General features: G+C 66.6%; 25 protein-coding genes. 15 read left to right on the top strand and 10 right to left on the bottom strand.

What is annotated here, in order from left to right; all coding sequences use genetic code 11:
- The first annotated feature begins 331 nt into the window (after positions 1-331).
- On the top strand, positions 332-859 hold the full coding sequence (locus ABDB87_RS14980; protein ID WP_345928485.1) for a hypothetical protein: 528 nt from the start codon (positions 332-334) through the stop codon (positions 857-859).
- Positions 860-874: 15 nt separating this feature from the next.
- Here the strand turns inward: ABDB87_RS14980 and ABDB87_RS14975 are convergent, their stop codons facing one another.
- From ABDB87_RS14975 to ABDB87_RS14935, 9 genes are all read right to left on the bottom strand, one after another.
- Positions 875-1,459, bottom strand: coding sequence for a cytochrome b (locus ABDB87_RS14975; protein WP_345928483.1), 585 nt, complete (start codon positions 1,457-1,459; stop codon positions 875-877).
- Between the two features lie 474 nt (positions 1,460-1,933).
- Positions 1,934-2,428: a GNAT family N-acetyltransferase gene (locus ABDB87_RS14970; RefSeq protein WP_345928481.1), complete on the bottom strand. Its 495-nt coding sequence runs from the start codon at positions 2,426-2,428 to the stop codon at positions 1,934-1,936.
- Positions 2,429-2,438: 10 nt separating this feature from the next.
- Complete coding sequence (locus ABDB87_RS14965; RefSeq protein WP_345928479.1) at positions 2,439-2,753, bottom strand: YdhR family protein; 315 nt, start codon at positions 2,751-2,753, stop codon at positions 2,439-2,441.
- A gap of 123 nt (positions 2,754-2,876) precedes the next feature.
- Entirely contained in the window at positions 2,877-3,248 is a 372-nt protein-coding gene (locus ABDB87_RS14960) for a VOC family protein (RefSeq protein WP_345928477.1), read from the bottom strand.
- 284 nt (positions 3,249-3,532) lie between these two features.
- Positions 3,533-4,117, bottom strand: a complete 585-nt coding sequence (locus ABDB87_RS14955) for a TMEM175 family protein (protein WP_345928475.1) — start codon at positions 4,115-4,117, stop codon at positions 3,533-3,535.
- Positions 4,118-4,158: 41 nt separating this feature from the next.
- Positions 4,159-4,629, bottom strand: coding sequence for an OsmC family protein (locus ABDB87_RS14950; RefSeq protein ID WP_345928473.1), 471 nt, complete (start codon positions 4,627-4,629; stop codon positions 4,159-4,161).
- A gap of 12 nt (positions 4,630-4,641) precedes the next feature.
- Entirely contained in the window at positions 4,642-4,926 is a 285-nt protein-coding gene (locus ABDB87_RS14945) for a DUF1272 domain-containing protein (RefSeq protein WP_345928471.1), read from the bottom strand.
- A gap of 148 nt (positions 4,927-5,074) precedes the next feature.
- Positions 5,075-6,079 carry an adenosine deaminase gene (locus ABDB87_RS14940; protein ID WP_345928469.1) on the bottom strand — a complete coding sequence of 335 codons (1,005 nt, stop codon included), beginning with the start codon at positions 6,077-6,079 and terminating at the stop codon, positions 5,075-5,077.
- Between the two features lie 69 nt (positions 6,080-6,148).
- Positions 6,149-7,231 carry a BMP family ABC transporter substrate-binding protein gene (locus tag ABDB87_RS14935; protein ID WP_345928467.1) on the bottom strand — a complete coding sequence of 361 codons (1,083 nt, stop codon included), beginning with the start codon at positions 7,229-7,231 and terminating at the stop codon, positions 6,149-6,151.
- 289 nt (positions 7,232-7,520) lie between these two features.
- On the opposite strand from ABDB87_RS14935, the gene xdhA reads away from it, so the two are divergent.
- The 6 genes from xdhA (at position 7,521) to ABDB87_RS14905 (ending at position 15,039) form a co-directional block, all read left to right on the top strand.
- Complete coding sequence (gene xdhA, locus ABDB87_RS14930; RefSeq protein WP_345928466.1) at positions 7,521-8,975, top strand: xanthine dehydrogenase small subunit; 1,455 nt, start codon at positions 7,521-7,523, stop codon at positions 8,973-8,975.
- Positions 8,972-11,260: a xanthine dehydrogenase molybdopterin binding subunit gene (gene xdhB / locus ABDB87_RS14925; protein ID WP_345928464.1), complete on the top strand. Its 2,289-nt coding sequence runs from the start codon at positions 8,972-8,974 to the stop codon at positions 11,258-11,260. Before xdhA ends, xdhB begins: the two co-directional genes overlap by 4 nt.
- 297 nt (positions 11,261-11,557) lie before the next feature.
- Complete coding sequence (gene xdhC, locus ABDB87_RS14920) at positions 11,558-12,541, top strand: xanthine dehydrogenase accessory protein XdhC (protein WP_345928461.1); 984 nt, start codon at positions 11,558-11,560, stop codon at positions 12,539-12,541.
- Positions 12,542-12,590: 49 nt separating this feature from the next.
- A complete protein-coding gene (locus ABDB87_RS14915) occupies positions 12,591-13,760 on the top strand; it encodes a PAS domain-containing sensor histidine kinase (protein ID WP_345928459.1) in 1,170 nt (389 codons plus the stop codon).
- Entirely contained in the window at positions 13,757-14,392 is a 636-nt protein-coding gene (locus ABDB87_RS14910; protein WP_345928457.1) for a response regulator, read from the top strand. The genes ABDB87_RS14915 and ABDB87_RS14910 overlap by 4 nt, the downstream gene beginning before the upstream one ends.
- Positions 14,393-14,421: 29 nt before the next feature.
- Positions 14,422-15,039, top strand: a complete 618-nt coding sequence (locus ABDB87_RS14905) for a DJ-1/PfpI family protein (protein WP_345928455.1) — start codon at positions 14,422-14,424, stop codon at positions 15,037-15,039.
- Positions 15,040-15,067: 28 nt separating this feature from the next.
- Here the strand turns inward: ABDB87_RS14905 and ABDB87_RS14900 are convergent, their stop codons facing one another.
- Positions 15,068-16,750: an ATP-binding cassette domain-containing protein gene (locus ABDB87_RS14900; protein ID WP_345928453.1), complete on the bottom strand. Its 1,683-nt coding sequence runs from the start codon at positions 16,748-16,750 to the stop codon at positions 15,068-15,070.
- Between the two features lie 177 nt (positions 16,751-16,927).
- Between ABDB87_RS14900 and ABDB87_RS14895 the strand changes: the two genes are divergently transcribed.
- From ABDB87_RS14895 to mdoH, 8 genes are all read left to right on the top strand, one after another.
- The gene (locus ABDB87_RS14895; protein WP_345928451.1) at positions 16,928-17,458 is read left to right on the top strand and encodes a GNAT family N-acetyltransferase; all 531 of its coding nucleotides are present in this window, start codon (positions 16,928-16,930) and stop codon (positions 17,456-17,458) included.
- 441 nt (positions 17,459-17,899) lie between these two features.
- On the top strand, positions 17,900-18,583 hold the full coding sequence (locus tag ABDB87_RS14890; protein WP_345928448.1) for a DJ-1/PfpI family protein: 684 nt from the start codon (positions 17,900-17,902) through the stop codon (positions 18,581-18,583).
- Between the two features lie 18 nt (positions 18,584-18,601).
- Positions 18,602-19,951 (top strand): CmpA/NrtA family ABC transporter substrate-binding protein, encoded by a 1,350-nt coding sequence (locus tag ABDB87_RS14885; RefSeq protein WP_345928446.1) that lies wholly within the window; start codon positions 18,602-18,604, stop codon positions 19,949-19,951.
- Between the two features lie 112 nt (positions 19,952-20,063).
- Positions 20,064-20,906 carry a nitrate ABC transporter permease gene (gene ntrB, locus ABDB87_RS14880; RefSeq protein ID WP_345928444.1) on the top strand — a complete coding sequence of 281 codons (843 nt, stop codon included), beginning with the start codon at positions 20,064-20,066 and terminating at the stop codon, positions 20,904-20,906.
- A 4-nt stretch (positions 20,907-20,910) separates the two neighbouring features.
- Positions 20,911-21,768, top strand: a complete 858-nt coding sequence (locus tag ABDB87_RS14875; RefSeq protein ID WP_345928442.1) for an ABC transporter ATP-binding protein — start codon at positions 20,911-20,913, stop codon at positions 21,766-21,768.
- 12 nt (positions 21,769-21,780) lie between these two features.
- Positions 21,781-22,224, top strand: coding sequence for a cyanase (gene cynS / locus ABDB87_RS14870; RefSeq protein ID WP_345928440.1), 444 nt, complete (start codon positions 21,781-21,783; stop codon positions 22,222-22,224).
- Positions 22,225-22,553: 329 nt separating this feature from the next.
- Entirely contained in the window at positions 22,554-24,101 is a 1,548-nt protein-coding gene (locus ABDB87_RS14865) for an OpgD/OpgG family glucan biosynthesis protein (protein WP_345928438.1), read from the top strand.
- Positions 24,071-26,050: a glucans biosynthesis glucosyltransferase MdoH gene (gene mdoH, locus ABDB87_RS14860; protein ID WP_345928436.1), complete on the top strand. Its 1,980-nt coding sequence runs from the start codon at positions 24,071-24,073 to the stop codon at positions 26,048-26,050. Before ABDB87_RS14865 ends, mdoH begins: the two co-directional genes overlap by 31 nt.
- The last annotated feature ends 6 nt before the right edge of the window (positions 26,051-26,056 follow it).

Below are 26,056 nucleotides of genomic sequence, written 5' to 3'. Positions count from 1 at the left end.
GCCTCGACACAGACTGACACAGCCCACCTCCGAAACACCTCACCGCCCGGCCCGGCACATGCCACGGGCATTACCCGGCGCCGCCTCATGCTATTGCGGCGGCTGCGTTGCGTTTCGACACCATTCCCCGGATTCGGCAAACCTGCCTGAAAGCCAGACTTCCCCTGCACATTCCGACGGCATGAATCGCCGGACGGAATGAAGCGCCGGCGGAAGCTCCACCCTCCTCCTGCCGGACGTCATGACGGGCCTCCGGCTACGCCTCCTGTCATGACCCGCAGCCGTGGGGTGGTCACGATGCCTGCCGGCATCCTCAGGGAAAAAATCCGTCATGATCCGCACCGCTCTGCTGTTTGCCACGCTGGCCCTCGCCGGCCTTTCGATCACCTCCAGCGCCCACGCCGACGAAGGCTTCTTCTCCGGTCTTTCGGACAGGCTCGCCGCACGCCGCGTGCATGAAGGCTGGACAGTCGCCAGCGGCTTCCGCTCGCACCACCTCGACAGGCAGGCGCATCTGAACGAGCGCAACGAGGGGCTTGGCCTGCGCAGCCCCGAGGGCTGGACCGCCGGTGCCTACTACAACAGCTACCGCCGCTACTCGACCTATGCGGGCCGGGAATACCAGTGGCGCATGGCCGGCGGCGACTCGCTGCAGCTGCGCATCGGCACCATCCTCGGCGGCATTTCGGGCTACCGCGGCGGACTGCACCTGCATGCCAATGTCACACACGGCATCCATCTGATGGCGCTGCCCGAGCTGATCGTGGCGGTGCCGCATGCCGAGCTGGCGATGATGTTCATTCCGAGCGAATCGAAAACGCCGGCCACGCTGGCCGCCCAGTTGCGGGTGAGCTTCTGAGCGGCGGCGGCTCAATCAGGCGTCACGCTCCTGCACGCCGGGCGAGGCGAAGGCCACCAGACGCCTCAGCACGACCCGCGGATCGAAAAGCATGCGCGAGAGCAGGCCGTCACGCAGGATGAACTGGTGAAACAGGGCGCCGCCGATGTGCAGCATCAGGACGGCGGCCAGCACGGCAGCCACGACGACATGCACGGTGTGAGCCGTCATGCTGCCCAGTGCTGCGGGAAAGGCGCCGCCTTCCAGTGCAATGCGCGGCAGGCCGCTCAGGGCGGCCATCAGCCCCCCGCTCACCACCATGCTCAGCACCAGCACATCCAGCGAGCGGTGCACTACAGCGGCGAGCCGGTCGGCCCAGACCATGCCGGAAGACAGTGCCGGCAGACGCCGGGTGCGGCGGCGCCAGACGAGACGCGCCAGGGTGCCGAGGCAGATCAGCAGACCGACACTCATGTGGCGCAGCGAGGCCGCGAGCTTTTCCGGATCCTGATCCGGAATCTTCGCCATGACGAAGGTACTCATTGCCAGCGCGGCAATGACCATGAGCGCGACGGCCCAGTGCAGAACCCGGATCACCGGATGATGACGATTTGACTTCATGTTTCCACTCCATGCGCAAGGCACGGACGGTCTCCATCGACGCCGGCGGCGCCCCCATGCAGACAGTCCGGGCCCGTGCGGCCCGGGCCGCACGGGACTGGTGCGTTTCAGCACGGGAATGACCCCGGAACGGGCATGCTCGCCGGCGCAAAGCCTCGATGAGCGACACCCGGAACGAGTCGAAGGGAAACACGGGATGGGCGGCGCACATCCCTTCAGGCGCAGAACACACCTGATTGGTACAACGGCTGGGGAGGGCGCCGGTGGCGTGTCGTCCGGTGCAGGCCACGCTCCGCGAGGAAGGCAGCCCGATTCAGCTCACGCCGGCCCGACCCTTCTCCGGAAGGGAACACGGACGGCCGGCAGGCCGGTCATGCACATGCAGACAAAACAGCACTGCCCGAGAACAAGCATTCGTCATGCCGGCAGGCATGCCCTGTGGCCAATAACCATTCTTCATGAATGGACATGAGCTCAGCGCCGGCCCGTCAGCGTCAGCCGGTAGAAGCGCGAATCGACCTGCATGCGCGGAAAGTCGGCCGGCAAGGCGGCCTCATCGATCCGCTCGAAGCCGTTGCGCTCATAGAAACGGTGAGCCGCCAGATAGCGCTCGGTGGTGCCCAGCATCAGCTCGGCAAGCCCGGCCTCGCGCGCATGCCCGAGCAGTGCCCCGAGCAGCCCTTGCGCCACGCCGCGCGCACGCCCCCGGTGAGACGCCGCCACGAACATCTTGCGGATCACGCCCCGCCGCGCACCGATGTCGATCAGCGCGATGCTGCCCACCACCTGCTCCGCCTCCAGCGCGACCCAGAAACCACCGCTGCCGCGCTGGTAGAAGTCCGGGATCGAGAGCAGGTCCGGCTGATCCTGCAGCGTGATCGGCAGGCCGAATTCCTGCTGCTGGATGGGCAGGATCAGCGCGACCACCGCCGCGGCATGCCGAGGCTCAAAGGATGCGATGCGGATCATCGGCACGCCCTCATTCATAGCTCAGCGTTTCACCCACCAGGTTGTCCAGCACCACCGGCGTATCGAACCAGCTCACCGTGGCCTCGGAGCCGTACTTCTCGCGGATGAAGGCATGCCAGGCCGGGGTGAAGACACGCTCCGCGGCGTCGCGGGTCTGCCACAGATACACGCCGCCGCCGTAGAGCCCGTCTTCGGAGAGCAGGTAGAACTTGCGCAGCAGTCCGGGCGTTTCGCGGAACTTCGGCGCCGAGGCGAGAAAGGCCTGCTTCGCTTCTTCATGCGTGAAACGGTGAGGCAGGGCAAAACGGGTGATGGTCGTGATCATGATCTGGGCTCCCGCGGGCGGATGGAAATCCGGACAGGTATCCGGGTCGGTGTACGGAACGCGTCCGGCAAGCGCTCATGCTGACACAGGCCCTCGCGGCCCGCATGCCTTCCTGCGCGGCACTCAGGCACCGGGCGTATGGCAGACCGCCTCGATGTTGTGACCGTCCGGCCCGATGACGAAGGCCGCATAGTAGTGCGCATGGTATTGCGGTCGCAGCCCCGGCGCGCCGTGATTGGTGCCGCCTGCAGCCAGCGCGGCGCGATGGAAGGCATCGACCTCGGCGCGGCTCGCGGCGGTGAAGGCCAGATGCAGCGGCGGCGTGCGCTCACCGCCCTTGCGCAGGCACAGCGAAGACACCGCGCCCGGCCGGCACAATTCCACGCCCAGCGCGCCCTCCGAGACGACCGCCACCCCGAGCGGCGCTAGCGCCGCGATGAAGAAGTCCCGCGCCGCGGCGTAGTCGCTGACGCCGAACACGACATGATCGAACATGCGTCCTGCCCTCCCCCTGATGTCGTCATTCACCCGCGACGCGTCGCTGAACGCGGCACGCGTCCGGCCACTGACGAACGTCGTGACCTGTCGGAAACGTCCTGCCTGTAAAACCCGGCGCCTCGCCGCCCGGCAGGAAGCATACCCGTGCGCGACGACGCTGCCCGACATCCCGCCCTGTCGCTGCCGACCGCGGGCAAAGTCTGCCGGACGGATCCGTCCATGCATGCCAAAAGCATTCCGGCGGAAGCGGCATCCTGCACAGGTTCGGCGCTCCGGAGCACTCAGCCTTTCCGGCGCTCGAACATCCGCTCGATGCGGCGGTCAGGCAGCAGCCACATCAGGGCCACGAGGATATACACGGCCATCGCCAGCCACTGCGAATAGAAGGACAGCACGATGCCGGTGAGATAGAGCAGCGGCGAGGCGCGGCCTTTCCAGTCCGCCCCCACCGCGCGCTTGAGAACGGAGTCCTCACCCTGCGATGCAATGATGCTGCGCTGGAGGATGGCGTAGGCCAGTGCGGCCATCAGCAGCACGAAACCATAGGCCGCAGCCGGTGCGGCCGCGAACTGGTTCTCGCCCATCCAGCCGGTGGTGAAGGGGATCAGCGAGAGCCAGAAGAGCAGATGCAGGTTCGCCCACAGGATGACGCCATTCACCTCCTTGCAGGTATGCAGCATGTGGTGATGGTTGTTCCAGTAGATGCCGACGTAGATGAAGCTCAGCAGATAGCTCAGCAGCACCGGCAGCAGCGGCTGCAGCGCGCTGAAGGCCACACCGTGCGGCACCTTCATCTCGAGCACCATGATGGTGATGATGATGGCGGCCACACCGTCGAAAAACGCCTCCAGCCGGGTCTTGCCCATGCCTGCCTCCCCCCTGTTCCCGTCTGCCGGATGCGGCACACTCAGTCCGCGAAGACCGGTTCGCAGCGCACCTCGGTCAGCACCGAGCTGGCAATGAAGCATTCTTCATGCGCGGCGTGATGCATGCTCAGCACGGCCTCGCGGTCAGGCAGACGTTCGCCCGAGAAACGCACCCGGGGTCTCAGCGTCACTTCGGTCATCGCGAGCCTGCCGCGCGCATTGCGCCCCAGCAGCCCGACCGCCGCGTCACGGTAGTCCTCCACCCGGAAGCCGCGCGCCGCGGCGATCGAGAGGAACCAGAGCATGTGGCAGCTCGCCAGCGAGGCCACGAAGGCTTCCTCCGGATCGACTGCATCCTCGGCCGAGAGCGGCAGGGGCACGATGGAAGGCGAAGACGATCCGTCGATCTCGACGCCGCCATCGAAACGGATGCGGTGACGGCGGCTGTAGCCGTTGTCGAGAAAGTCGGCCTCGCCGCGGGCCCAGCTGATTTCGGCGCAGTACTCATGCATGAAGGTCGCTCCTCAGCTCACCGGCCAGGCGTCTGCCGCCTGCCCGGCACAGCCCGCTGGCCGGTAGATGCGTTCTGTGGACGCCGGATTTGCGGCAAGCTTTGCGGCAGGACGGCGCGGGCGCGGCAAGAGCTCGCCCCCGCAGTTCGGGCACACGCTCTGGAGCCGGGTTTCGGCACAGCGCGCGCAGAAGGTGCACTCGAAGGAGCAGATGCGTGCATCGGGCGAGTCGCCCGGCAGATCGGCATCACAGCATTCACAGGAGGGCCGGAGTTCGAGCATGGCAAGGCCTTTCATGAAGATGCGGCACCGGCGGAACGGCCGGCGGGAAAGCGGTCTGGCTTCCTGCAGCATAGCCGGCCGCCGCTGCCGGCACCGCCCGCCGCGCCGGACGGAGGCACATGTCCTTGCCGGCGGGGGGAACGCGGCGCGGCGCACCGCGCGCTCAGGCGTAATGCGCGTCGAGCTGCGCGAGCCAAGCCGTGCGCGTCGCGTCGTCCACGAAGCTCGCCTTCAGGCTGTTGGCAAACAGGGTCTTCCAGGTCGCGTCATCGAAATCGAAGGCCGTCTGCAGCGCGCGGATGTTGTTGCCGAGGTAACCACCGAAGTAGGCCGGATCATCGCTGTTGATCATCGCCGCCAGGCCTTGGCCGAGCAGCGCCGGCAGGGTGTGCTGGCGCATTTCCGGGAACACGCACAGGCGCACATTGGAGAGCGGGCACACGGTCAGCGGCACCTGCTCGCGCGCGAGCCGCGCCATCAGTGCCGGATCTTCGGACGCACGCACGCCATGGTCGATGCGATCGACCTTGAGCAGATCGAGCGCTTCATACACATAGGCGGGCGGGCCTTCCTCGCCGGCATGGGCCACCACCGGCTTGCCCAGCGCACGACAGCGCGCGAACACGCGCTCGAACTTCGAGGGCGGATGGCCTTTTTCGGAGGAGTCGAGCCCGAAACCGTGGATGCGGTCGATGAAGGGGAGTGCTTCCTCCAGCGTGGCCTCGGCCTCGGCTTCGGAGAGGTGGCGCAGGAAGCACAGGATCAGCCTCGTGCTCATGCCCCATTCGGCCCGCGCCCGTTCGGCGCCGGCTTCCAGCCCGCGCAGCACGGTCTCGAAGGCGATGCCGCGGGCGGTATGGGTCTGCGGATCGAAGAAGATCTCTGCGTGAATGACATTGTCTTCACGCGCCCGCAGCAGGTAGGCGTACATCAGGTCGGCGAAGTCGGCCTCGCTGCGCAGCACGTCAGCGCAGGCGTAGTAGAGGTCGAGGAAGCTCTGGAGATCGGAGAAATCGTAGGCAGCACGCAGCGCGTCGACGCTGTCGTAAGGCAGCTGGATGCCGTTGCGGGCGGCCAGCGCGAAGGCCAGCTCGGGCTCGAGGCTGCCTTCGATGTGGATGTGGAGCTCGGCCTTCGGTGCGGAGAGGGCTCTTTGCAGGGGGGTCATGGTGTTCTCCAGATGAATTCGGGGCGCCTGGCGCCCCGAATCTTTTACCACATGAGCCGGGGCCGCCGCTTATTTCGGCACGGTGCCTTCCACGCCTTCGACGTACACGCTCATCTTCTTCAGGTCGGCATCACTCATGGTCTTGCCGGCAGCCACGATTTCCTTGCCGGTGTTGTCCTTGATCGGGCCGGTGAAGGGGTGCAGGGTGCCGGCCTTGATCGCGTCACGACGCTCTTCGGCGAGCTTCTTCACATCAGCCGGCAGCGAGGCGCCGAATGCGTCGATGTTGATCGCGCCTTCCTTCACGCCATACCAGATGTCGCCGCTCTTCCAGGTGCCTTTCTGAACCTTGGCGATTTCCTCGTTGTAGATCACCTTCCAGTTCAGCACGGACGCGGCCAGCTGGGCCTTGGCGCCGAACTTGGACATGTCGGAATCCCAGCCGAAAGCGAACACGCCTTTTTCCTGGGCGGTCTGCACCACGGCGGGCGAGTCGGTGTTCTGCATCAGCACATCCGCCCCTTGCGAGATCAGGGCCAGCGCGGCCTCGCGCTCCTTGCCCGGATCGAACCAGCCATTCACCCAGATCACGCTGGTGGTGGCCTTGGGATTCACGCTGCGGGCGCCGATGGTGAAGGCGTCGATGTTGCGGATCACCTCCGGAATCGCGATCGAGCCGACCACGCCCAGCTTGCCGGTCTTGCTCATCTTGCCGGCCACCACGCCCAGCATGTAGGCCCCTTCATAGGTGCGCACGTCGTACACGCCCAGGTTCTTGGCGGTCTTGTAGCCGGTCGCGTGCATGAACACGGTCTTCGGGAACTGGCGGGCGACCTTCTCCATCGAGTTCATGTAGCCGAAGGACGTCGCGAAGATCACCTTGTTGCCCTTGGTGGCGAGGTCGCGGATCACGCGCTCGGCGTCGGCGGTTTCCGGCACGTTCTCGACGAAGGTCGTCTTCACGCCGCCCTTGGATTCGGCTTCAACGGCCTTGCGGGCTTCGTCATGGGAGTAGGTCCAGCCATGGTCACCGGTCGGGCCGATATAGACGAAAGCGGCCTTCAGCGGCTCGGCGGCCTGGGTGGCACCGAAGCAGGCGGCCAGAACGGCGGCCATGCCGAGTGAGCGGAAGATCCGGGACATACCTGTCATTGCGATTCTCCTGGAGAGATGGGATGCGTGAGGGCCGCCCCGTGAGGATCGGGGCAGGAGTGCAGCTGGTCAGGACTCTAGCCCCGAAGCCCTGCGGTGCCCATCGGCCGCTCCTTATGAGTCATATAAGCGCAGTCCGGCACCGTTATCGGGCATGCCGGGGGCGATCGGGCCTTGTGCAGCTTTCCGGCAGCTTGTCCAGTTCTTGCATACGATGAACATCATCAGCCGGCAGGGATGGGCACGGGCATGTGGCGTGCTAGCTTTGAGTCCCCGCCTGGAGAGTTTCATGACAAGAACAGACATCCGCTTCTGGTACCAGGGACAGCTGGTGAGCCTGACCGGCGAACCCGCCACCCGCACGGTGCTGCAATGGCTGCGCGAGACGCGCGGCGCAACCGGCACCAAGGAAGGCTGCGGCGAAGGTGACTGCGGCGCCTGCACCGTCGTGGTCGCCACGCTGGACGAAGCCGGCAGCGGCGGGCTGCGCCTGGCCGCCATCAACAGCTGCATCGCCCTGCTGCCCACGCTGGACGGCAAGGCCCTGTTCACGGTGGAAGACCTCGCCCGCGGCGAAGTGCTGCATCCGGTGCAGCAGGCCCTGGTCGAGCTGCATGGCTCGCAGTGCGGCTTCTGCACCCCCGGCTTCGCGATGAGCCTGTGGGCCGACTATGAAGAGCGTGATCGCGTGCCCACCGCCACCGAGGCGCAGCAGGTGCTCTCGGGCAATCTGTGTCGCTGTACTGGCTATCGCCCCATTCTCGACGCAGCCAAACGTTGTCGTGACTACCCGCTGCAGCGCATCGACCGCGCGCCGGTGCGCGCCGCGCTGCAGGAACTCGCCGCGTCTCCCTCGCTGGATTACAGCGCGCCCGGCGGCCGCTTCTTCGCGCCGCGCAGCCTCGCCGAATTCGCCCGTCTGCGCGAGCAATTCCCGCAGGCACGCATCCTTGCCGGCGGCACCGACATCGGCCTGTGGGTCACCAAGCAGCTGCGCGAGCTGGGCGACATCCTCTACATCGGCGCGGTGAGCGAACTTGCCCGCACCGAAGTGGACGCGGACGGGCTCGTGATCGGTGCGGCGGTGAATCTCAATGACGCCTTTGCCCGCCTCGAACAGGACGAGCCGCAGTGGCGCGAGCTCGCCCGCGCCTTCGCCTCCACCCCGGTGCGCAACGCCGGCACCCTGGGCGGCAACGTGGCCAACGGCTCGCCGATCGGCGACTCGATGCCGGGGCTCATCGCGCTGGGCACCCGCATCGTCCTGCAGAAAGGCGAGCGCGTGCGCGACCTGGCACTCGAGGATTTCTATCTCGGCTATCAGAAAAACGCCCTCGAGGCCGGCGAATTCGTCCGTGCGCTTCGCGTGCCGCGCGCCACGCCGGCGCGCCGCTTCCGCACCTGGAAAGTCAGCAAGCGCGTCGACCAGGACATCTCGGCCGTCTGCGCCGCGTTTTCGCTGGAGCTCGAAGCCGGCAGCGTGCGCCGGGTGCGCATTGCCTTCGGCGGCATGGCCGCCACGCCGGCGCGCGCGCATCGGGCCGAAGCCGCCCTGCTCGGCCACAGCTTCGATCTGCGCACGGTGGAAGCCGCCATGGCCGCGCTGGATGAAGACTTCCAGCCCATCGACGACATGCGCGCCTCGGCCGCCTATCGTCGCCAGATCGCGCGCAACCTGCTGCGCCGGCTCTGGCTGGAACTCAGCCAGCCCGGCCTGCTGCGCCTCGAGGAGGTGACGGCATGAGTGCGACCGTCGGCAAATCCCACCGCCATGAAAGCGCGCCGCTTCATGTGAGCGGCCGCGCCACCTATGTCGATGACATGATCGAGCCGAGCGGCTGCCTGCATGCCGCCTTCGGTCTCTCGACCTGCACCCACGGCCGCATCCTCTCGATCGATCTCACCGAGGTCGCTGCCTCGCCCGGCGTGGTCGAAGTCCTCACCGCCGAAGACATTCCCGGCCTCAATGATTGCGGCCCCTCGCCGCTGCACGACGACCCGATCCTCGCCAGCGGCCTGGTGCATTTCCGCGGTCAGCCGGTGTTCCTGGTCATCGCGACGAGTCATGACGCCGCCCGCCGCGCCGCCCGCCGCGCGAAGATCGAATACGAAGCGCTGCCCGCCATTCTCGACATCCCCGCCGCGGTGGCCGCCAGCTCATGGGTGCTGCCGCCGGTCAGCGTGTCGCGCGGAGACGCCGCCGCCGCACTCGCCGCCGCGCCGCACCGCCTGCAGGGCCGGGCGGAGCTGGGCGGGCAGGAGCACTTCTATCTCGAAAGCCAGGTCTCGCTGGCCGTGCCGCGCGAAGACCGCAGCCTGCATGTGCACTGCTCCACCCAGCACCCCACCGAAATGCAGCATGCGGTGGCGCACACCCTGGGCTGGGCCTCGCATCAGGTCAGCGTGGAATGCCGCCGCATGGGCGGGGGCTTCGGCGGCAAGGAATCGCAATCGGCCCAGGTCGCCTGCGCGGCCGCACTCGGCGCGTGGAAGACCGGCCGCGCGGTGAAGATGCGGCTCGATCGCGATGACGACATGATGATCACCGGCAAGCGGCACGATTTCGCCTTCGAGTGGGACGCCGGCTTCGACGACGAGGGCCGCCTCTGCGGCCTGGCGATCAGCATGGCTTCGCGCTGCGGCTTCTCGGCGGATCTGTCCGGCCCGGTCAATGACCGCGCGATCTTTCACCTCGACAACGCCTACTTCCTCGATGCCATCAGCATCCGGAGCCTGCGTTGCCGCACCAACACCGTGTCGAACACCGCCTTCCGCGGCTTCGGTGGCCCGCAGGGCATCTTCGCAATCGAGTATGTGATCGACGACATCGCCCGCCAGCTCGGCCGTGATCCGCTGGATGTGCGCCGCGCCAACTTCTACGGCCTGCCCGGTGAAGCGGCACGCACCACCACCCACTACGGCATGCCGGTGGAAGACAACATCGCGCCGCAACTGGTCGACGCGCTCGCGGCAGACTGCGACTACGCCGCCCGCCGCGAAGCCATCGCCGCCTTCAATGCGCAGAGCCCGGTGATCAAGCGCGGCCTCGCGCTCACGCCGGTGAAGTTCGGCATCTCCTTCACAGCCACCTTCTTCAACCAGGCCGGCGCGCAGGTCAATCTGTATGCCGATGGCACGGTGCTGGTGACCCATGGCGGCACCGAGATGGGTCAGGGCCTCTACACCAAGATCGCGCAGATCGTGGCGCACGAGTTCGGCCTGCCGCTGGACAAGGTTCGCCTGCTCGCCACCGACACCAGCCGCGTCCCCAACACCTCGGCCACCGCAGCCTCCAGCGGCGCCGACCTCAACGGCAAGGCCGCGCAGGACGCCGCCCGCAAGGTCTGCACACGACTCGCCGCCTTCTTCCGCAGCCGGCATGGTCTGGCAGACGACGCGCCGGTGAGCTTTGCCGACGGCCAGCTCAGCGCCGGCGACTTTCGCGAGGCCTTCGCCGACATCGTGCCGGCGGCCTACAAGGCACGCATCCAGCTGTGGGATTCCGGCTTCTACGCCACGCCGAAAATCCACTATGACGCTGGCACGCTGCAGGGACGGCCCTTCTTCTACTTTGCGTATGGCGCCTGCTGCGCCGAAGTCGCCATCGACACGCTGACCGGCGAATACCGCGTGCTGCGCGCCGACATCCTGCATGACGCCGGCCGCTCGCTGAACCCCGCGCTGGACATCGGCCAGGTGGAGGGCGGCTTCATCCAGGGCATGGGCTGGCTCACCCGCGAGGAACTGGTCTTCCACAAGGATGGCCGCCTCACCACGCACGCACCTTCCACCTACAAGATTCCGGCAGCCTCGGATTGCCCGCCGGTGATGAACGTGAAGCTCTGGCAGGGTGACAATCCGGAGGACAGCATCCACCGCAGCAAGGCCGTCGGCGAGCCACCGCTGGTGCATGGCGTGGCAGTCTTCCTCGCGCTGCGCGACGCCTGCTCCGCCGCCCTCGGCGCGCCGGCCCCGCTGCAGGCGCCGGCCACGCCGGAAGCGGTGCTGAAGGCGATCGGAGGTCTCTGAGAAATCCGTAGGGCGCCCTGAGCGAAGCGAAGCGCGCCGTAGCAGCCCTGAGCGAAGCGAAGCGCGCCGTAGCAGCCCTGAGCGAAGCGAAGCACTCTGTAGAAACCCTGAGCAAGGCGCGCAGCAAATGCTCCAGCCACACGCCCAGGATACGGCGCGCTTCGCGTTGCTCAGAGCGCCCTACAACAGAAGCAGGCCGGCGGATTCAACCGCCGTAGCAGGGACAGACTGAATGAAGGGATGCGAATCGATGAAGCGCTTTGAAGCAGCTGACGCGCCCCGCCCCGGAGCGGCGCGATGAACTGGCTCGCCGCCATTCCGCTGCGCCTCGCGCAGGGGCCGCTGGTGCTGGTCACCGTGGCCGGCGTGCGCGGCTCGGCTCCGCGCGAAGCCGGCGCGTCGATGCTGGTGGGGCCGGACTTCGTTGAGGACACCATCGGCGGTGGCCATCTGGAATGGGAGGCGATTGCCGAAGCCCGCGCGCGCCTGCTTACCGCCCATCTCACCCCGGCACTGCGCCACTTCCCGCTCGCCGCGAGCCTCGGCCAATGCTGCGGCGGAGTCGTCTGGCTGGCCTTTGAAACCCTGCTTCCGGAGGATCTCACCGTCTGGCAGCAACGCGCCGCCAGCAATGCCGATGGCATTCCGTCGACCCGCAGACTGTCCGGAACCGCGCGGTGCTGTGAATGGTCTGGCGAGGAACAGCCCGGGCGCCTGCAACTGCCCGCTGCCGGCAGCGAACACGATTGGCAGATGCTGCAACCCGTGCGGCCGCCGACCTTCTGCCTCAGCGTGCATGGCGCCGGGCATGTCGGTCGCGCACTGGTACAGATCCTCGCGCCGCTGGCCATCCGGCTGCGCTGGTGCGATGCGCGCGCCGAGCTGCTGGCCGATGCGCCGGCCGGTGTCGAATGCGTGGGCGAATCCGATCCGCTCGAAGCGGTGATGGGCGCTCCCGCGGGCAGCAGTCATGTGGTGCTCACGCACGATCATGCGCTGGACCTCGCGCTGAGCGAAGCCATCCTCACCCGCGGCGACTTCCACTGGTTCGGCCTGATCGGCTCGCAATCGAAGCGCACCCGCTTCCGCCAGGAACTCGCCCGGCGCGGCTTCACGCCCGGGCAGATCGCGCGGATGCAGACGCCCATCGGCATTGAAGGCATCCGCGACAAGGCCCCGCAGGCGATTGCCATCGCGGTGGCGGCGCAGATCCTGCAGCAGCGCGAGCGGGCCCTTGCCGCCCTGCGCGACACGGCCACCTGCCCCCGCCACAGCGGCTGAGGCACACGGCACGAAACGTGCTGGCAGACGGGAAGGACTTCCGCACGCCATGTTCGCCAACCTGCATCAGCTGTCTCACCATCACGCCTGGCGCCACCAGCTCGAAATGCTGCTCGAGTCGGCCGGCGAAGGCATCTACGGCATCGACCTGCGCGGCCGCTGCATCTTCATCAACCAGGCGGGTGCAGCGCTGCTGGGCTATTCGCCCGACGAGGTGCTGGGCCGCAACATGCACTATCTGATGCATCACTCGCACGGCAACGGTGCGCTGATGCCGGTGCAGGATTGCCGCATCTTCCAGGCCTTCCGCGAAGGCCGTGGCGTGCGGGTGGACAACGAAGTGCTGTGGCGGCGCGACGGCAGCGCCTTCGCCGCCGAGTACGCGTCCTACCCGATCCGCGATGACGGCCAGGGAGACAGCGTGGTCGGCGCCGTCGTCACCTTTCGAGACATCTCCGCACGCAAGCGCACTGAGGCCGCGCTGCAGGCCGCCCATGACGAACTCGAACTGCGGGTTGCCACCCGAACCGCCGAACTCGAAGCCGCCAGTGAAGCGCTGCGGCACTCCAACGTCGCCCTGCAGCGCCTCTCGGCCCATGCCGATCGCATTCGCGAGGAAGAGCGCCGCAGCATCGCACGCGACATCCACGACGAGCTGGGCTCCTCCCTCACCGCCCTGCAGCTGGGCATGAACTGGCTCGGTGCGCATCTGCCCGACCCCGGCCAGCGCGAGCACATCGACGAGATGCTGGCGGTAGCCGGCACCGCCATGAATGCGGTGCGCCGCATCCTCAATGACCTGCGTCCGGGGGTGCTGGACCACCTCGGCCTGTGGGCAGCAGTCGAAGCGCTGCTGAAGGATTTCCAGCGCCGCAACGGAGCACGCTGCGTGTTCGACTGCCCGCCCGGCATCGAGCACGCCCGCTTGGGCCGCGACACCGAAATCGCGCTCTACCGCATCGTGCAGGAAGCACTCACCAATGTGAGCCGGCATGCGCGCGCACAGCTCGTCACGCTCACCGTGCGAGCCACCGGACGGGATCTGGCCATCACGCTGCAGGACGATGGCTGCGGCATGCAGGTGCCGGCGCATCCAGTGAGCTTCGGCCTGCTCGGCATGCATGAGCGGGCCCGCGCCCTCGGCGGTCGCTTCGCGATCGAAAGCCTGCCCGGCGCCGGCACCACGCTGTGCGTCACCTTGCCGGGCGCGCTCGCATGATCCGCATCCTGCTGGTCGACGACCACATGATCATCCGCCGCGGTCTGCGCCAGATCCTCGCCGAGGACGCTCGCATCGGCACGATCCATGAAGCGGCCGACGGCCCCGCCGCCCTGCGCTGCCTGCGCAGCGAGCCGGTGGACGTCGCCCTGCTCGACATCGCCCTGGGCGAGCGCGACGGCCTCGATCTGCTGGGCAGCCTGCGCAATGAATTCCCGCGCCTGGCGGTGCTGATGCTCTCGGTCTACCCCGAATCCCAGTTCGCGCTGCGCGCGATCCGCTCGGGCGCGGCCGGCTACCTCAACAAGGGCTGCACGCCCGCCACCCTGCTGGACGCCATCAGCCGTGCCGCCAGCGGTGGCACCTATGTCACGCCCGAAATCGCCGAGCTGATGACGCAGGACATCCGGCGTGACCACAGCCGCGCACCGCATGAATCGCTCTCCAACCGCGAATACCAGGTGCTGCAACTGCTCGCCAGCGGGCAAACGGTGGGCGACATCGCCAGCCAGCTCTCGCTCTCGGCCAACACCATCAGCACCTATCGCGCCCGCATCTGTGAAAAACTGGGGCTGCGCAACAGCCTCGAAATCGCGCACTACGCCGCACGCCATCAACTGCTGAACACCTGAACCCGCGCCGCCGCGCACCGGAAGCCGCCATGCACATTGCCATCCTCACCTTCGAGGGCTTCAACGAACTCGACTCCCTGATCGCGCTGGGCATCCTCAAGCGCATCAAGCGGCCCGACTGGCGCGTGTCGCTGGCCTGCCCGACGCAGACGGTGCGCAGCATGAATGGCGTCGTGCTCGAAGCGCAGGCCTCACTCGAAGAGGCCGCGGCGGCCGATGCCGTCATCATCGGCAGCGGCATGCAGACACGCGACGTGGTCGCCGACCCCGCCCTGATGGCACGCCTGCGCCTGGACCCGCACCGCCAGCTGCTCGGCGCGCAGTGCTCCGGCACCCTGGTGCTTGCGAAGCTGGGCCTGCTCGAGCGCATTCCGGCCTGCACCGATCTGACGACCCGCCCCTGGGTCGAGGAAGCCGGCATCCGCACGCTCAACCAGCCCTTCTTCGCCCGCGACAACATCGCTACCGCCGGCGGCTGCCTCGCCTCGCAATACCTCGCCTGCTGGCTGATCGCCCGCCTCGAAGGCTGGGACGCCGCCTGCAGCGCCCTGCACTATGTGGCCCCGGTCGGCGAGAAAGAGGACTACCTCGCCCGGATGCAGCACAATGTCCAGCCTTATCTCGGCGAGCCGGCACGCCTCGGCTGAGCGGCGTTTCCCTCCCGGATGCCTGATCTTATGGCATCAAGCGGATCACGGTGTCGGCCGCGCGGATGATTACATCATCATGGCTGACCACAATAAGGGTCAGACCACGAGAGCGGATGCATTCCAGCATGATCGCAGCGCGGGCGGCATCCAGCCCTGCACTGGGCTCGTCCAGCATCAGCACCGGCTTGCCGCTCAGCACCGCACGGGCAATCGCCAGACGCTTGACCTCGCCACCGCTCAATTGCCGGCCTCCGGCGCCCAGCAGAGCGTCGAGCACGGCGGCTTCGCGCGCCTCGCCCAAAGCGTCTAACAGATCAAGCTCGCGCAGCATGGCACAGGCCTCGGCATCGGATGCACCGCTGCTGGCACCGTAGAACAGGTAATCCCTGAGCGCGCCGGAGAACATCACCGGCTCCTGGGGCACAAAGGCCACCTGCTCCAGCACCCGCCCTTCCGCCAGGCTTTCCAGATCCACACCGGCGTAGCGGATACGCCCTTCAGCCAGCGGCAGAAAGCCCAGCATCGAGAGCAGCAGCGTTGTCTTGCCAACACCAGACGGCCCGGTGATGACCGTCATGGCCTGGCGCGCGATGCGTACTGTCACGCGCGGCAGCAACATGCCATCTGCATGCGCCTGGCATCGAACCTGATCCAGCTCGAACACCGGATCGCCCAACGTGTGCCCAGGCAAGCCGCCCTCAGTGGGGCGGCGGGCGGGCTCAACCACCGCCAACAGCGAAGAGACGCGCTGCAGGGCCAGATGATTGCGCTTGACCTCAATGACCGCGCCGGCAAACAGATGCAGTTGGGAAGAGATGCCGCCAACATAGCCTGCAACCATCGCGATATCCCCGATGGAGAGCAGTCCGCGCGTTTTCAGGCTGAACACCACCAGCGTGCAGAGAATCAGGAACAAGCCGATCGCCAGTGCCTGCCCGCCAAGATAGAGGCCCATTGTCCGGTTGCCCTGCCACACCGTTCTCGCCTTCCTGCCCAGCAGTGCTTCCAGCTGCTTCACATCCTTCTGCTCCGCCTGGGCCGCCCTGATCTCCAGCAGGGCAGAGAGCCGCTCGATGACAAAGGCCTGAACCCTGTTGTCGGCTTCGAACATCGCACCATGGAGTCCCTGCGTTCTGCCGGCAACGCATACCGAAACCAGCGAGAGCAGCACGAAGCCGATCGCAAAGAGAACTGACACCGCAGTTCCCACCGAAAGCTGCAGCAGCGCAACCGTGAAGAGGAGCTCGAATATCAGGGGCAGGATCGTCCAGCACACAGCAATGAGCACCGCAGAGAAGGCCAGCGTGGCGCGATGGATGTCCTGTGCAAGCTCACCCGGCTTGATCTCCCGTTGGACAACATGGCGCTCATTGAGCACCGACTCATAGCAGGCCGCCGCGAGTGCCGCATCGGAATGGGCCAGCACATAGGCAGAGCAGATGCCTTTCAGGTTTTGCAGCATGGACGCAAACGTCCAGCACACACCGTAGGCAAGCACCGCCGCCAGCACGTCAGCGGCGGGCCCGGAAGCCTCCGACAGGCCATTGATCGCCTGGCGCAAGAGATAAGGCGTGCTCACCGACGCAGCCGAGGCTACCGCAAACACCAGTGAAGCCAGTGCGAAGTGCGCCAGAAAACCGGGGTAGCGGGCCCGCACGCGTGCGACCAGGCTCCGCGCGAACATCACGACTTCCAGATCCCGTCTCACGCCGTATCCCTCATCATGAAGTTGCCCGTGTCGAGCCTTCAATTCTCATGTCATGAAATGATAGCCAGTGCCGGCTTGTCGTGGTGGGCGTTTGCCAGGATCATTGAAGCCCCGACGCATGATTGACCGCATGCGCGAGGCTCGCAACCAACTCGAACCCGGCCGACTTCGATTTCCATGAGCACACTGACACTCGTCTCTCCCCAGGCCGCACTGGCGGATTCCTACAGGGCACTGGTGGCCGAGTTCAAGGACTCGGGCGGGCAGCTCGTGCCCTTCGTGCTGGGTTTCGATCACTCGGATTTCCCGGCATTTCTGGCCCGCCTCGACGACAACGCGCAAGGCCTCGGCCTGCCGGAGGGCTTCGTGCCGCACTCGAGTTTCTGGCTGGTGGATGAGTCGGGCGAAGTGCTGGCCGTCTCCAACATCCGGCACCGGCTCACCGCATCGCTGCTGCGCGAAGGCGGGCACATCGGCTATGGCGTGCGGCCTTCTGCGCGCGGCAAGGGCTACGGCACCGCCCTGCTGCAGCACTCGCTTGCGGCGACAGCGCAGCTTGGCATTACGCGTGCGCTGGTCACCTGCGACCGCAACAACCGCGCCTCGGCCCGGGTCATCCTGCGCAACGGCGGCGTGCTGGAAGATGAAGTCGTCAGCGCCCAGCGCGGCGTGGTCGTCCAGCGTTACTGGGTCGAGCTCATCCGCTAGACCGCGCCGCCTCCGGTTCTCGTCGCCACCGTACGCTCCGCATGGCGAGGCCTTCCCGCACGCTGCTGCGGCACGCTTCGCCGTGCTCAGAGCGCCCTGCGGAAGGGCATGAGAGTGCCGAGCATGAGTTATGAGTCAGCGATAGCAAGCCCAGCCTTGCCGCACGCTGCTGCGGCGCGCTTCGCCTTGCTCAGAGCGCCCTACGAAATGCCGCATCCATGGCCGTACTTAAGATTGAGCGAAGCGAAGCGAAGCGCGTCGAACAAGCTGAGCGAAGTCGCGCGGCCCACTGCGTTCAATTCACTCCTTGCAGGGCGGCTCGCTCGCGCAGGTTTCCGTCTCTGCGCCTGTAGTGCTCTCACTACACCCCGATCACGATTCCGGTGATACCGGCCGTGGCGCGAGCTCCCTAATCTGGAGCCTCCAGACAGGGGGTGACAGATGACACATATTCCGGGGTTCCGGCTTGGGATTTACGTATTCAAGGATGCCGAGATCCTGGATTACGCGGCGCCGGCGGGTGTGCTGTCGGTGGCGCGGCGGCTTGATCCGGAGATCGATGTTTCGCTGATCGGCGAAACGCTGCGGCCGGTGCAGACGCAGGCCGGCTTCACGCTGCTGCCGAACTACGGCTTCAACGATCAGCCCGCGCTGGACGCCTTCCTGATTCCCGGTGGCTTCGGCACACGCCAGGAAATGCGCAATCTGCGCCTGCACCAGTACATCCGCGAACTGCCCGAGAGCTGCCTGCTGACCAGCGTGTGCACCGGCTCTTGGATCTACGCCCGCATGGGACTGCTTGACGGCTTGCCGGCCACCAATCGCAAGGAGCCGGACCGGCTCGAAGCCTCGCATCTGGGCAAGACCCCGATCGACCGCCTCGCCGAGATCGCGCCGGCCTGCCGGGTGAGTCGCGCACGGGTGGTGGATGCCGGCCGCATCGTGACCGCCGGCGGGATCAGCTCCGGCATGGAGCTGGGTTTCCATCTGCTCGCCCGCGCCGGGTATGACGAGGGCTTCATCAGCGAAGTGGCCCGGATCATGGAATACCACCGCGCCCGCCACCTCTACCGCGACGACATCGAATTCGCCACTCCCCCGGCCGCCAGCGCCGAACCCGCCTGATCGAGAAAGGACATCGTCATGCCGATTTTCCGCAATCCCTTCGACCCGGAGCAGCCGCTGCATCGCGGCTGCAGCTGTGGTCGCCATGGCAGCCAGGTCGAGCACGACAGCGCGCTGGAAGCGGCGCAGCATCGTGCTGTCGAGTCCGCCGTGATGCGCGCGATTTTTCCGGACGACCGCGAGCGGCGCCATTTCCTGCGCGCGGTAGGCGCCGGCACGGCGCTCGCCGCGATCTCGACCTTCTTCCCGCTGGGTGCAGCAAAGGAAGCTTTCGCACAGGGCAACGGCAAGCTGGAAAAGCAGAAACTCAAGGTGGGTTTCATTCCCATCACCTGCGCCACGCCCATCATCATGGCGGCTCCCATGGGCTTCTATGCGAAACAGGGGCTGGATGTGGAGGTAGTGAAAACCGCCGGCTGGGCCGTGATCCGTGACAAGGCGCTGAACAAGGAATACGACGCCGCCCACATGCTCACGCCGATGCCGCTGGCGATCTCGATGGGCGTGGGCGCAAGCCCGGTGCCCTGGACCGTGCCTGCCATCGAGAACATCAACGGCCAGGCCATCACGCTGGCCATGAAGCACAAGGACAAACGCGATCCGAAGCAGTGGAAGGGCTTCCGGCTGGCCGTGCCTTTCGACTACTCGATGCACAACTACCTCTTGCGCTACTACCTCGCCGAGCATGGCCTCGACCCGGATACCGATGTGCAGATCCGCGCCGTGCCGCCGCCGGAAATGGTGGCCAACCTGCGCGCCGACAACATCGACGGTTTCCTGGCCCCCGACCCGATGAACCAGCGCGCGGTGTATGACGGCGTCGGCTTCATCCACATTCTGACCAAGGAAATCTGGAACCAGCATCCGTGCTGTGCATTCACGGCCAGCAAGGAATTCGTGACCAGCATGCCCAACACCTATCAGGCACTGCTGAAAGCCATCATCGAAGCCACGGCCTATGCCAGCAAGGACGAACACCGCAAGGAAATCGCCGCCGCCATTGCGCCGGCGAACTATCTGAACCAGCCGGTCACCGTGATCGAGCAGGTGCTCACCGGCACCTTTGCCGATGGCCTGGGTGGCGTGCGCAAGGATCCGGACCGCATCGACTTCGACCCCTTCCCCTATGACTCGTTCGCGATCTGGATCCTGACCCAGATGAAGCGCTGGGGGCAGGTCAAGGGTGACATCGACTACGCGAAGATTGCCCGCGAGGTCTATCTCGCCACCGATGCCACGCGCCTGATGAAGGAGGCCGGCTTCACGCCGCCCGCCAGCGGCACGAAGAAATTCTCGGTGATGGGCAAGGAATTCAACCCGGCGCAGCCGGAGGCCTACCTGAAGAGTTTTTCCATCAAGCGGAGCTGACACCGCAAACCCGTAGCCCGGATGAAGGCCTGCGGCCGGCATCCGGGGCCCCTGTCATGCACCGCCCCCGGATTCCGCTTCGCTGCATCCGGGCTACACAACGCTACGCACCATGACCAAACATAAACCCTGGCATGCGCCCTTCCTCTCCCTGCTGATCCTGCTGCTTGCGCTCTCCGCCTGGCATCTCGCCACGCGGCAGAAGGAGGCCGCAGTAATCGTTGATCCGGAGTATGCGGCACTGGTGGGCGGCGCTGCCGCCACCGGTGCGAAAAGCGCTTTTCCCGGCCCGGCCGAAGTCGGCGCGAAACTCTGGGAACACCTGCGTGACCCCTTCTACGATCGCGGCACCAATGACAAAGGCATTGGCATCCAGATCGGCCATTCGATTGCGCGCGTGCTGGGCGGCTATCTGCTCGCAGCACTGGTCGCGATCCCGCTGGGCTTCGTGATCGGCATGTCGCCACTGATTCATCGCGCGCTGGACCCCTACATCCAGATCCTGAAGCCGGTCTCGCCGCTGGCCTGGATGCCGCTTGCGCTCTACACAATCAAGGATTCGGGCATCTCGGCAATCTTCGTGATCTTCATCTGCTCGATCTGGCCGATGCTGATCAATACCGCCTTTGGCGTGGCAAGCGTGCGGCGGGACTGGCTCAACGTGGCGCGCACGCTGGAAGTGAGCCGGCTGCGCACCGCCTTCTGCGTGATCCTGCCGGCCGCCGCCCCCACCATCATGACCGGCATGCGGATCTCCATCGGCATCGCCTGGCTGGTGATCGTGGCGGCGGAGATGCTGGTGGGCGGCACCGGCATCGGCTACTTCGTGTGGAACGAGTGGAACAACCTCTCGATCACCAACATCTTCACCGCCATCCTCGTGATCGGCCTGGTCGGCATGCTGCTCGATGCGGCGCTGGCCCGGCTGGCACGGCTGGTGAGCTACCGGGAGTAAGCCGATGTCATTCTTGAGAATCGAATCCCTCGCCCGGCGCTATGCGCCCGAAGGCCCGCCGGTGTTCGAGAACATCCATTTCGGCATCGAGCGCGGCGAGTTTGTCTGCATCCTGGGCCACTCGGGCTGCGGCAAGACCACCATCCTGAACGTGCTGGCCGGGCTGGATGAGGCCAGCAGCGGCCATGTGTTCATGGATGGCCGCGAGGTGCGTGGCCCGGCGCTGGATCGTGGCGTGGTATTCCAGAGTCATGCCCTGCTGCCCTGGATGAGTGCGCTGGGCAATGTGGCCTTCGGCGTGCGTTCGCGTCACCCGGAATGGTCGCGTGCCGAGGTGGAGGCGCGCAGCACCAGGTATCTGGAGATGGTGGGGCTCGGTCAGGCCCTGCACAAGAAGCCGGCGGAACTCTCCGGCGGCATGAAACAGCGGGTGGGCATTGCGCGGGCCTTTGCGGTGGAGCCCAAGATGCTGCTGCTCGACGAACCCTTCGGTGCGCTCGACGCACTGACCCGCGGCACCATCCAGGACGAGTTGCTGAAGATCGTGCAGGCCACGCAGCAGACTGTTTTCATGATCACCCATGATGTGGATGAAGCCATCCTGCTCTCTGACCGCATCCTGCTGATGAGCAACGGCCCCTGCGCGAAGATCGCCGAGATGGTCGAGATCACGCTGCCGCGAGAGCGCACGCGTGCCGGCATCCACCACGACCCGCAGTACTACCGCATCCGCAATCACCTGGTCGATTTTCTGGTCAATCGCGCGAAGGACTTCGCCCGCGACACACCGGATCACGATCCGCGTCATCCGCCCCGGGTACGGCCGGGCGCAATCCTCCCTGAACCCCTTGCCACAGACTGAAGGAGTCCCCGCATGAAACGCCATGACGTGACCGAAATGATCGTCGAGAAGAAGATCGCCAGACAGCTCAAATGGAGCGACATCGCTGCCGAGGTCGGGCAGTCCAAGGAATGGACCACCGCCGCGCTGCTGGGCCAGATGACGCTCACCGCCGAGCAGGCCGCCAGGGTGGGCGCGCTTTTCGAATTGCCGCCGGAAGCCGTCGCGCTGCTGCAGGTAGTGCCTTACAAGGGCAGCCTGCCCACCGCCGTGCCGACCGATCCGCTGATCTACCGTTTCTACGAACTGGTGAGCGTATATGGCACGACCTTCAAGGAGCTCATCCATGAAGAATTCGGAGACGGCATCATGAGTGCCATTGACTTCAAAATGGATCTCAAGCGCGAGGCCAATCCGATGGGCGACCGCGTCAGCATCACCATGAGCGGCAAGTTCCTGCCCTACAAGATGTACTGAACCGCGTCGCTTAACGGCGACACGCTGCCGGGCAGATGCAGTCCGCCTGCGACAGCGTGTCGCGCGCCTTGACGGGCCCGGCTGACGGGGCTTCCGGCCGCCTCGCGGGCGAGGTGCCCGGGCAGCTCAGACAGCCGGATTCGCGCCGGCATGCGTCGCCTTCCGGCGACAGCCCACGCCCTCCGCAAGCGCTCGCCCGCGCCGCCGGAATGCCTCGGGTCGCCGGCGGCACAAGGCCTGCGCACGAAATCTCATACAACTGGCATCCTTGCTGCTTTATCTCTCTCGGAGAAAGCGGCCCGCAGTGGCCCCGCACAAGGAAAATGCCCATGACATGTTCGAAACGCCTGCTTCGCCACCGTCTGCTGTCTGCCTGCCTGCTGGCCACCGGCTTCGCCGCGCTGGCCCTCAGCCTGCCCGCGCAGGCCGGGACCGACCCGCTCTTCGAGCGCGTCGCGGCACAGGCCGAGGCCCTGGCGGCGAAGCCCTGGCGCGACGAGCCGCCCCCCTTGCCGGAGGCCCTGCGCACGATGAGCTACGACCAGATGCGGGATATCCGCTTCCGGCCGGATCAGGCGCTCTGGCGCAAGGAGGGCCTGCCTTTCGAGGCGATGTTCTTCCACCTCGGCAAGTACTTCCTGCAGCCGGTGCGGATTCATGAAGTGGTGGATGGCCAGGTCCGCGAGCTGCCCTTCTCGACCGCGGACTTCGATTACGGCAAGAACCGCTTCGACACCCGCAAGTGGGGTGACATCGGCTACGCCGGCTTCCGCCTGCACTACCCGCTCAACGCCCCGCAATACAAGGACGAGCTGGTCGTCTTCCAGGGCGCGAGCTATTTCCGCGCTCTCGGTGCGGGCCAGCTCTACGGGCTCTCGGCGCGCGGGCTGGCGATCGACACGGTGGGCGGCCAGGGCGAGGAGTTTCCGCGTTTCACCGATTTCTGGCTGCAGCGCCCCGAGGCGGGCGCCACGTCGGTCACGCTCTTTGCGCTGCTCGACTCGCCCAGTGTCAGCGGCGCTTACCGCTTCGTCATACGGCCCGGCAGCACGACAGTGGTCGATGTGCGTACCCGGCTTTTCCTGCGCAAGCCGGTGGCCACGCTGGGCATCGCGCCGCTGACGAGCATGTTTCTCTCCGGCGAGAACCAGCCGCTGCCGGGCGGATTCCGGCCCGAGGTGCATGACTCCGACGGGCTCTCGATCCAGAGCGCGAGCGGTGAATGGATCTGGCGCCCGCTGGTGCGGCCCGAAGGCGTACTGACGACCTCTTTCAGCCTTGAGAATCCGCGTGGTTTCGGCCTCATGCAGCGCGACCGCGACTTCCGCAGCTACGAGGATCTCGAGGCGAGATATGACAGACGCCCGAGTGCCTGGATCGAGCCGGTGGGCGACTGGGGCAAGGGCCGTGTCGAGCTGGTGCTCCTGCCGGCACCCGATGAAACGCATGACAACGTCGTCGCTTACTGGGTCGCCGAGCGCCCGCCCCTGCCGGGGCAGCCACTTGAGCTTGCCTGGCGGCTCTCGATGCAGGGCGCGCAGCAGGCGCTGCCCCCGCATGGCTACACGCTGCAGTCGCGCAGCGGTGCCGGATTCACGCCGCTGGGCGCCAGCGAGGAGAACCTTGTCATCGATTTTGCCGGCCCGGCGTTGAAGTCACTGAAGGAGGGGGCCGATGTCGGCGCCCGGATCGAGACCTCTGCCAATGCACGCATCGAAGAACAGAACGTGTTCCGCAACGAGGTCAGCGGGGGATGGCGGCTGGCCTTGCGGCTGGCACGCCTGGACAAGGAAGCAGTTGAAATTCGCGCCTATCTGCAACATCAACAGGACACGGTCACCGAAACATGGAACGCCATCCTTCCCCCGCAACACTGAAACAGACCGCGGCACTCGCCGACCCCGGCGATACGCCTCCTCTCACCCGCGGCAGCATGCCGGCCTCGCCCTGGCAGGGCGTGACGCCCGTGTGGCAGGCCTGGCGCGCCGGGCGGCTTCGCCTGCGCGACTTCCTCCGCGAGCCGGATGCCGACAGCATGCCGGAGCCCTGGCAGATCGCCGCCACCGAGCGCCGCACGCTGCTGCTGAGGCTGATGTTCGCCACCACGCTGGTCACCGGTCTGGCCATGCTCTGGATGCTCGACTGGTCCGGCATGCCCTTCTTCTCGGCGCTGCAGTTCGTGCTCTTCGTGCCGCTGGTGAGCTGGATCTCGGCCGGCTTCTGGTCGGCGCTGGCCGGCTTCCGCGTGATGCTGCGGGGCGACGCTCATGTGCTCTCGGCCCGCAGCGTGGCGCACACCGCGCTGGCGACCGACACACGCTCGGCCGTGGTGATGCCGATATGCAATGAACATGTGCAGACGGTGATCGCCGGCCTGCGCGCGACCGCCGAGTCGCTCTCGGCGACCGGCAAGGGCAACCAGTTCGATTTCTTCATCCTCTCGGATACGCGCGACCCGCTCGCGCAGGCAGAAGAGCGCCGCGCCTGGCTGGAGCTGCGCGCAAACCTTGCTGCGAATGGCGGGCCGCGCGTGTTCTACCGGGTGCGCAAGCGCCCTGGCAAGAAGAAGGCCGGCAATGTGGCGGACTTCTGCCGCCGCTGGGGTCGCCTCTATCGCTACATGATCGTGCTCGATGCCGACAGCATCATGAGCGGAGATTGCCTGACCGGCCTGGTCCGGCTGATGGAAGCTCATCCGCGCGCCGGCATCATCCAGACCGTACCGCGCCCCTGCGGCCAGAGCACGCTGCATGCGCGCGCCCAGCAGTTCTCCGCCCGCGTCACCGGCAGCCTGTTTACCGCTGGCATGCAGTACTGGCAGCTGGGCGATTCGCACTACTGGGGGCACAACGCGATCATCCGCACCGAGCCCTTCATGCGCCACTGCGGGCTGGCCCGCCTGCCCGGCAGCGGGCCGCTGTCGGGCGAGATCCTGTCGCACGACTTCGTGGAAGCGGCCCTGATGCGCCGCGCCGGCTACTCATGCTGGGTCGTGCCCGATCTGGAGGGCAGCTTCGAGCAGACGCCGCACAACCTGCTGGCCGAGCTGCAGCGGGACCAGCGCTGGTGTCTGGGCAACATCCTGAACCTGCGCCTGATTGCCGAACCCGGCCTCACTGCCGCGCATCGCGCGATGCTCGCCACCGGCGCGATGGCCTACGCCTCGGCACCACTGTGGCTGTGCTATCTGCTGGCCGGCACGGTGGCCTGGAGCAATGTGGCACCGGAGAACGCCGCCAGCACCAGCAGCCTGCACTGGCTGTGGCTCATCACCGCGGCGATGCTGCTGTTGCCCCGCGTGCTGGGCGTGCTGGCGATCGGCTTGCGTGGCCAGCAGGCGGCTTTCGGTGGCCTGCCCCGGCTCGTGGCGAGCGCGCTGATCGAGACCCTGCTCTCGGTCATGCAGGCGCCGATCCGCATGTTCGCCCACACCACCTTCGTGTTTTCTGCGCTCACCGGCCTCAAGCGCGAGTGGAAATCGCCACCGCGCGAAGCGAGCGCGCTGAGCTGGCGCGAGTCCGCCCACGGCTTCATGGATTACAGCGTGCTCGCGGCGCTCTGGTGCATGTGCGCCGAGCTGAGTCATCCGGCCGCGGCGCTCTGGCTGGCACCGGTGTATGGCCCGCTGCTGTGCTCGATTCCCTTCGCGGTCATGAGCGGCCATCTGCAGCTGGGCAAGCGGATGCGGGCGGCGCAACTGCTGCTGGTGCCCGAGGAGTCGGCTTCACCCGCCGTGCTGCGTGCGGCCCGCCAGTGGCTGAGCCACCGCACGGTGCCGCAACGCGGCCTCCGCCTGCCGCGCGGGATGGCGGCGGAAGCCCGCTGAGCGCCG

This window comes from Uliginosibacterium paludis, assembly GCF_039631355.1.
In the GTDB taxonomy this organism is placed as follows: Bacteria; Pseudomonadota; Gammaproteobacteria; order Burkholderiales; family Rhodocyclaceae; genus Uliginosibacterium; species Uliginosibacterium paludis.
The sequence above is the reverse complement of the archived record's forward strand: the minus strand, read 5'-3'. Positions and strand labels throughout refer to the sequence as shown.

Excerpts from the sequence above, each read along its gene's own strand:
- ABDB87_RS14905 (WP_345928455.1), top strand. The coding sequence starts at position 14,422 with ATGCACATTGCCATCCTCACCTTCGAGGGCTTCAACGAACTCGACTCC.
- ABDB87_RS14915 (WP_345928459.1), top strand. The coding sequence starts at position 12,591 with ATGTTCGCCAACCTGCATCAGCTGTCTCACCATCACGCCTGGCGCCAC.
- ABDB87_RS14965 (WP_345928479.1), bottom strand. The coding sequence starts at position 2,753 with ATGATCACGACCATCACCCGTTTTGCCCTGCCTCACCGTTTCACGCAT.
- ABDB87_RS14945 (WP_345928471.1), bottom strand. The coding sequence starts at position 4,926 with ATGAAAGGCCTTGCCATGCTCGAACTCCGGCCCTCCTGTGAATGCTGT.
- ABDB87_RS14950 (WP_345928473.1), bottom strand. The coding sequence starts at position 4,629 with ATGCATGAGTACTGCGCCGAAATCAGCTGGGCCCGCGGCGAGGCCGAC.
- ABDB87_RS14940 (WP_345928469.1), bottom strand. The coding sequence starts at position 6,079 with ATGACCCCCCTGCAAAGAGCCCTCTCCGCACCGAAGGCCGAGCTCCAC.
- xdhC (WP_345928461.1), top strand. The coding sequence starts at position 11,558 with ATGAACTGGCTCGCCGCCATTCCGCTGCGCCTCGCGCAGGGGCCGCTG.
- ABDB87_RS14980 (WP_345928485.1), top strand. The coding sequence starts at position 332 with ATGATCCGCACCGCTCTGCTGTTTGCCACGCTGGCCCTCGCCGGCCTT.
- ABDB87_RS14885 (WP_345928446.1), top strand. The coding sequence starts at position 18,602 with ATGCCGATTTTCCGCAATCCCTTCGACCCGGAGCAGCCGCTGCATCGC.
- xdhB (WP_345928464.1), top strand. The coding sequence starts at position 8,972 with ATGAGTGCGACCGTCGGCAAATCCCACCGCCATGAAAGCGCGCCGCTT.
- ABDB87_RS14970 (WP_345928481.1), bottom strand. The coding sequence starts at position 2,428 with ATGATCCGCATCGCATCCTTTGAGCCTCGGCATGCCGCGGCGGTGGTC.
- ABDB87_RS14975 (WP_345928483.1), bottom strand. The coding sequence starts at position 1,459 with ATGAAGTCAAATCGTCATCATCCGGTGATCCGGGTTCTGCACTGGGCC.
- ABDB87_RS14910 (WP_345928457.1), top strand. The coding sequence starts at position 13,757 with ATGATCCGCATCCTGCTGGTCGACGACCACATGATCATCCGCCGCGGT.
- cynS (WP_345928440.1), top strand. The coding sequence starts at position 21,781 with ATGAAACGCCATGACGTGACCGAAATGATCGTCGAGAAGAAGATCGCC.
- ABDB87_RS14865 (WP_345928438.1), top strand. The coding sequence starts at position 22,554 with ATGACATGTTCGAAACGCCTGCTTCGCCACCGTCTGCTGTCTGCCTGC.
- mdoH (WP_345928436.1), top strand. The coding sequence starts at position 24,071 with ATGGAACGCCATCCTTCCCCCGCAACACTGAAACAGACCGCGGCACTC.
- ABDB87_RS14895 (WP_345928451.1), top strand. The coding sequence starts at position 16,928 with ATGAGCACACTGACACTCGTCTCTCCCCAGGCCGCACTGGCGGATTCC.
- xdhA (WP_345928466.1), top strand. The coding sequence starts at position 7,521 with ATGACAAGAACAGACATCCGCTTCTGGTACCAGGGACAGCTGGTGAGC.
- ABDB87_RS14955 (WP_345928475.1), bottom strand. The coding sequence starts at position 4,117 with ATGGGCAAGACCCGGCTGGAGGCGTTTTTCGACGGTGTGGCCGCCATC.
- ABDB87_RS14960 (WP_345928477.1), bottom strand. The coding sequence starts at position 3,248 with ATGTTCGATCATGTCGTGTTCGGCGTCAGCGACTACGCCGCGGCGCGG.
- ABDB87_RS14875 (WP_345928442.1), top strand. The coding sequence starts at position 20,911 with ATGTCATTCTTGAGAATCGAATCCCTCGCCCGGCGCTATGCGCCCGAA.
- ABDB87_RS14890 (WP_345928448.1), top strand. The coding sequence starts at position 17,900 with ATGACACATATTCCGGGGTTCCGGCTTGGGATTTACGTATTCAAGGAT.
- ABDB87_RS14935 (WP_345928467.1), bottom strand. The coding sequence starts at position 7,231 with ATGACAGGTATGTCCCGGATCTTCCGCTCACTCGGCATGGCCGCCGTT.
- ntrB (WP_345928444.1), top strand. The coding sequence starts at position 20,064 with ATGACCAAACATAAACCCTGGCATGCGCCCTTCCTCTCCCTGCTGATC.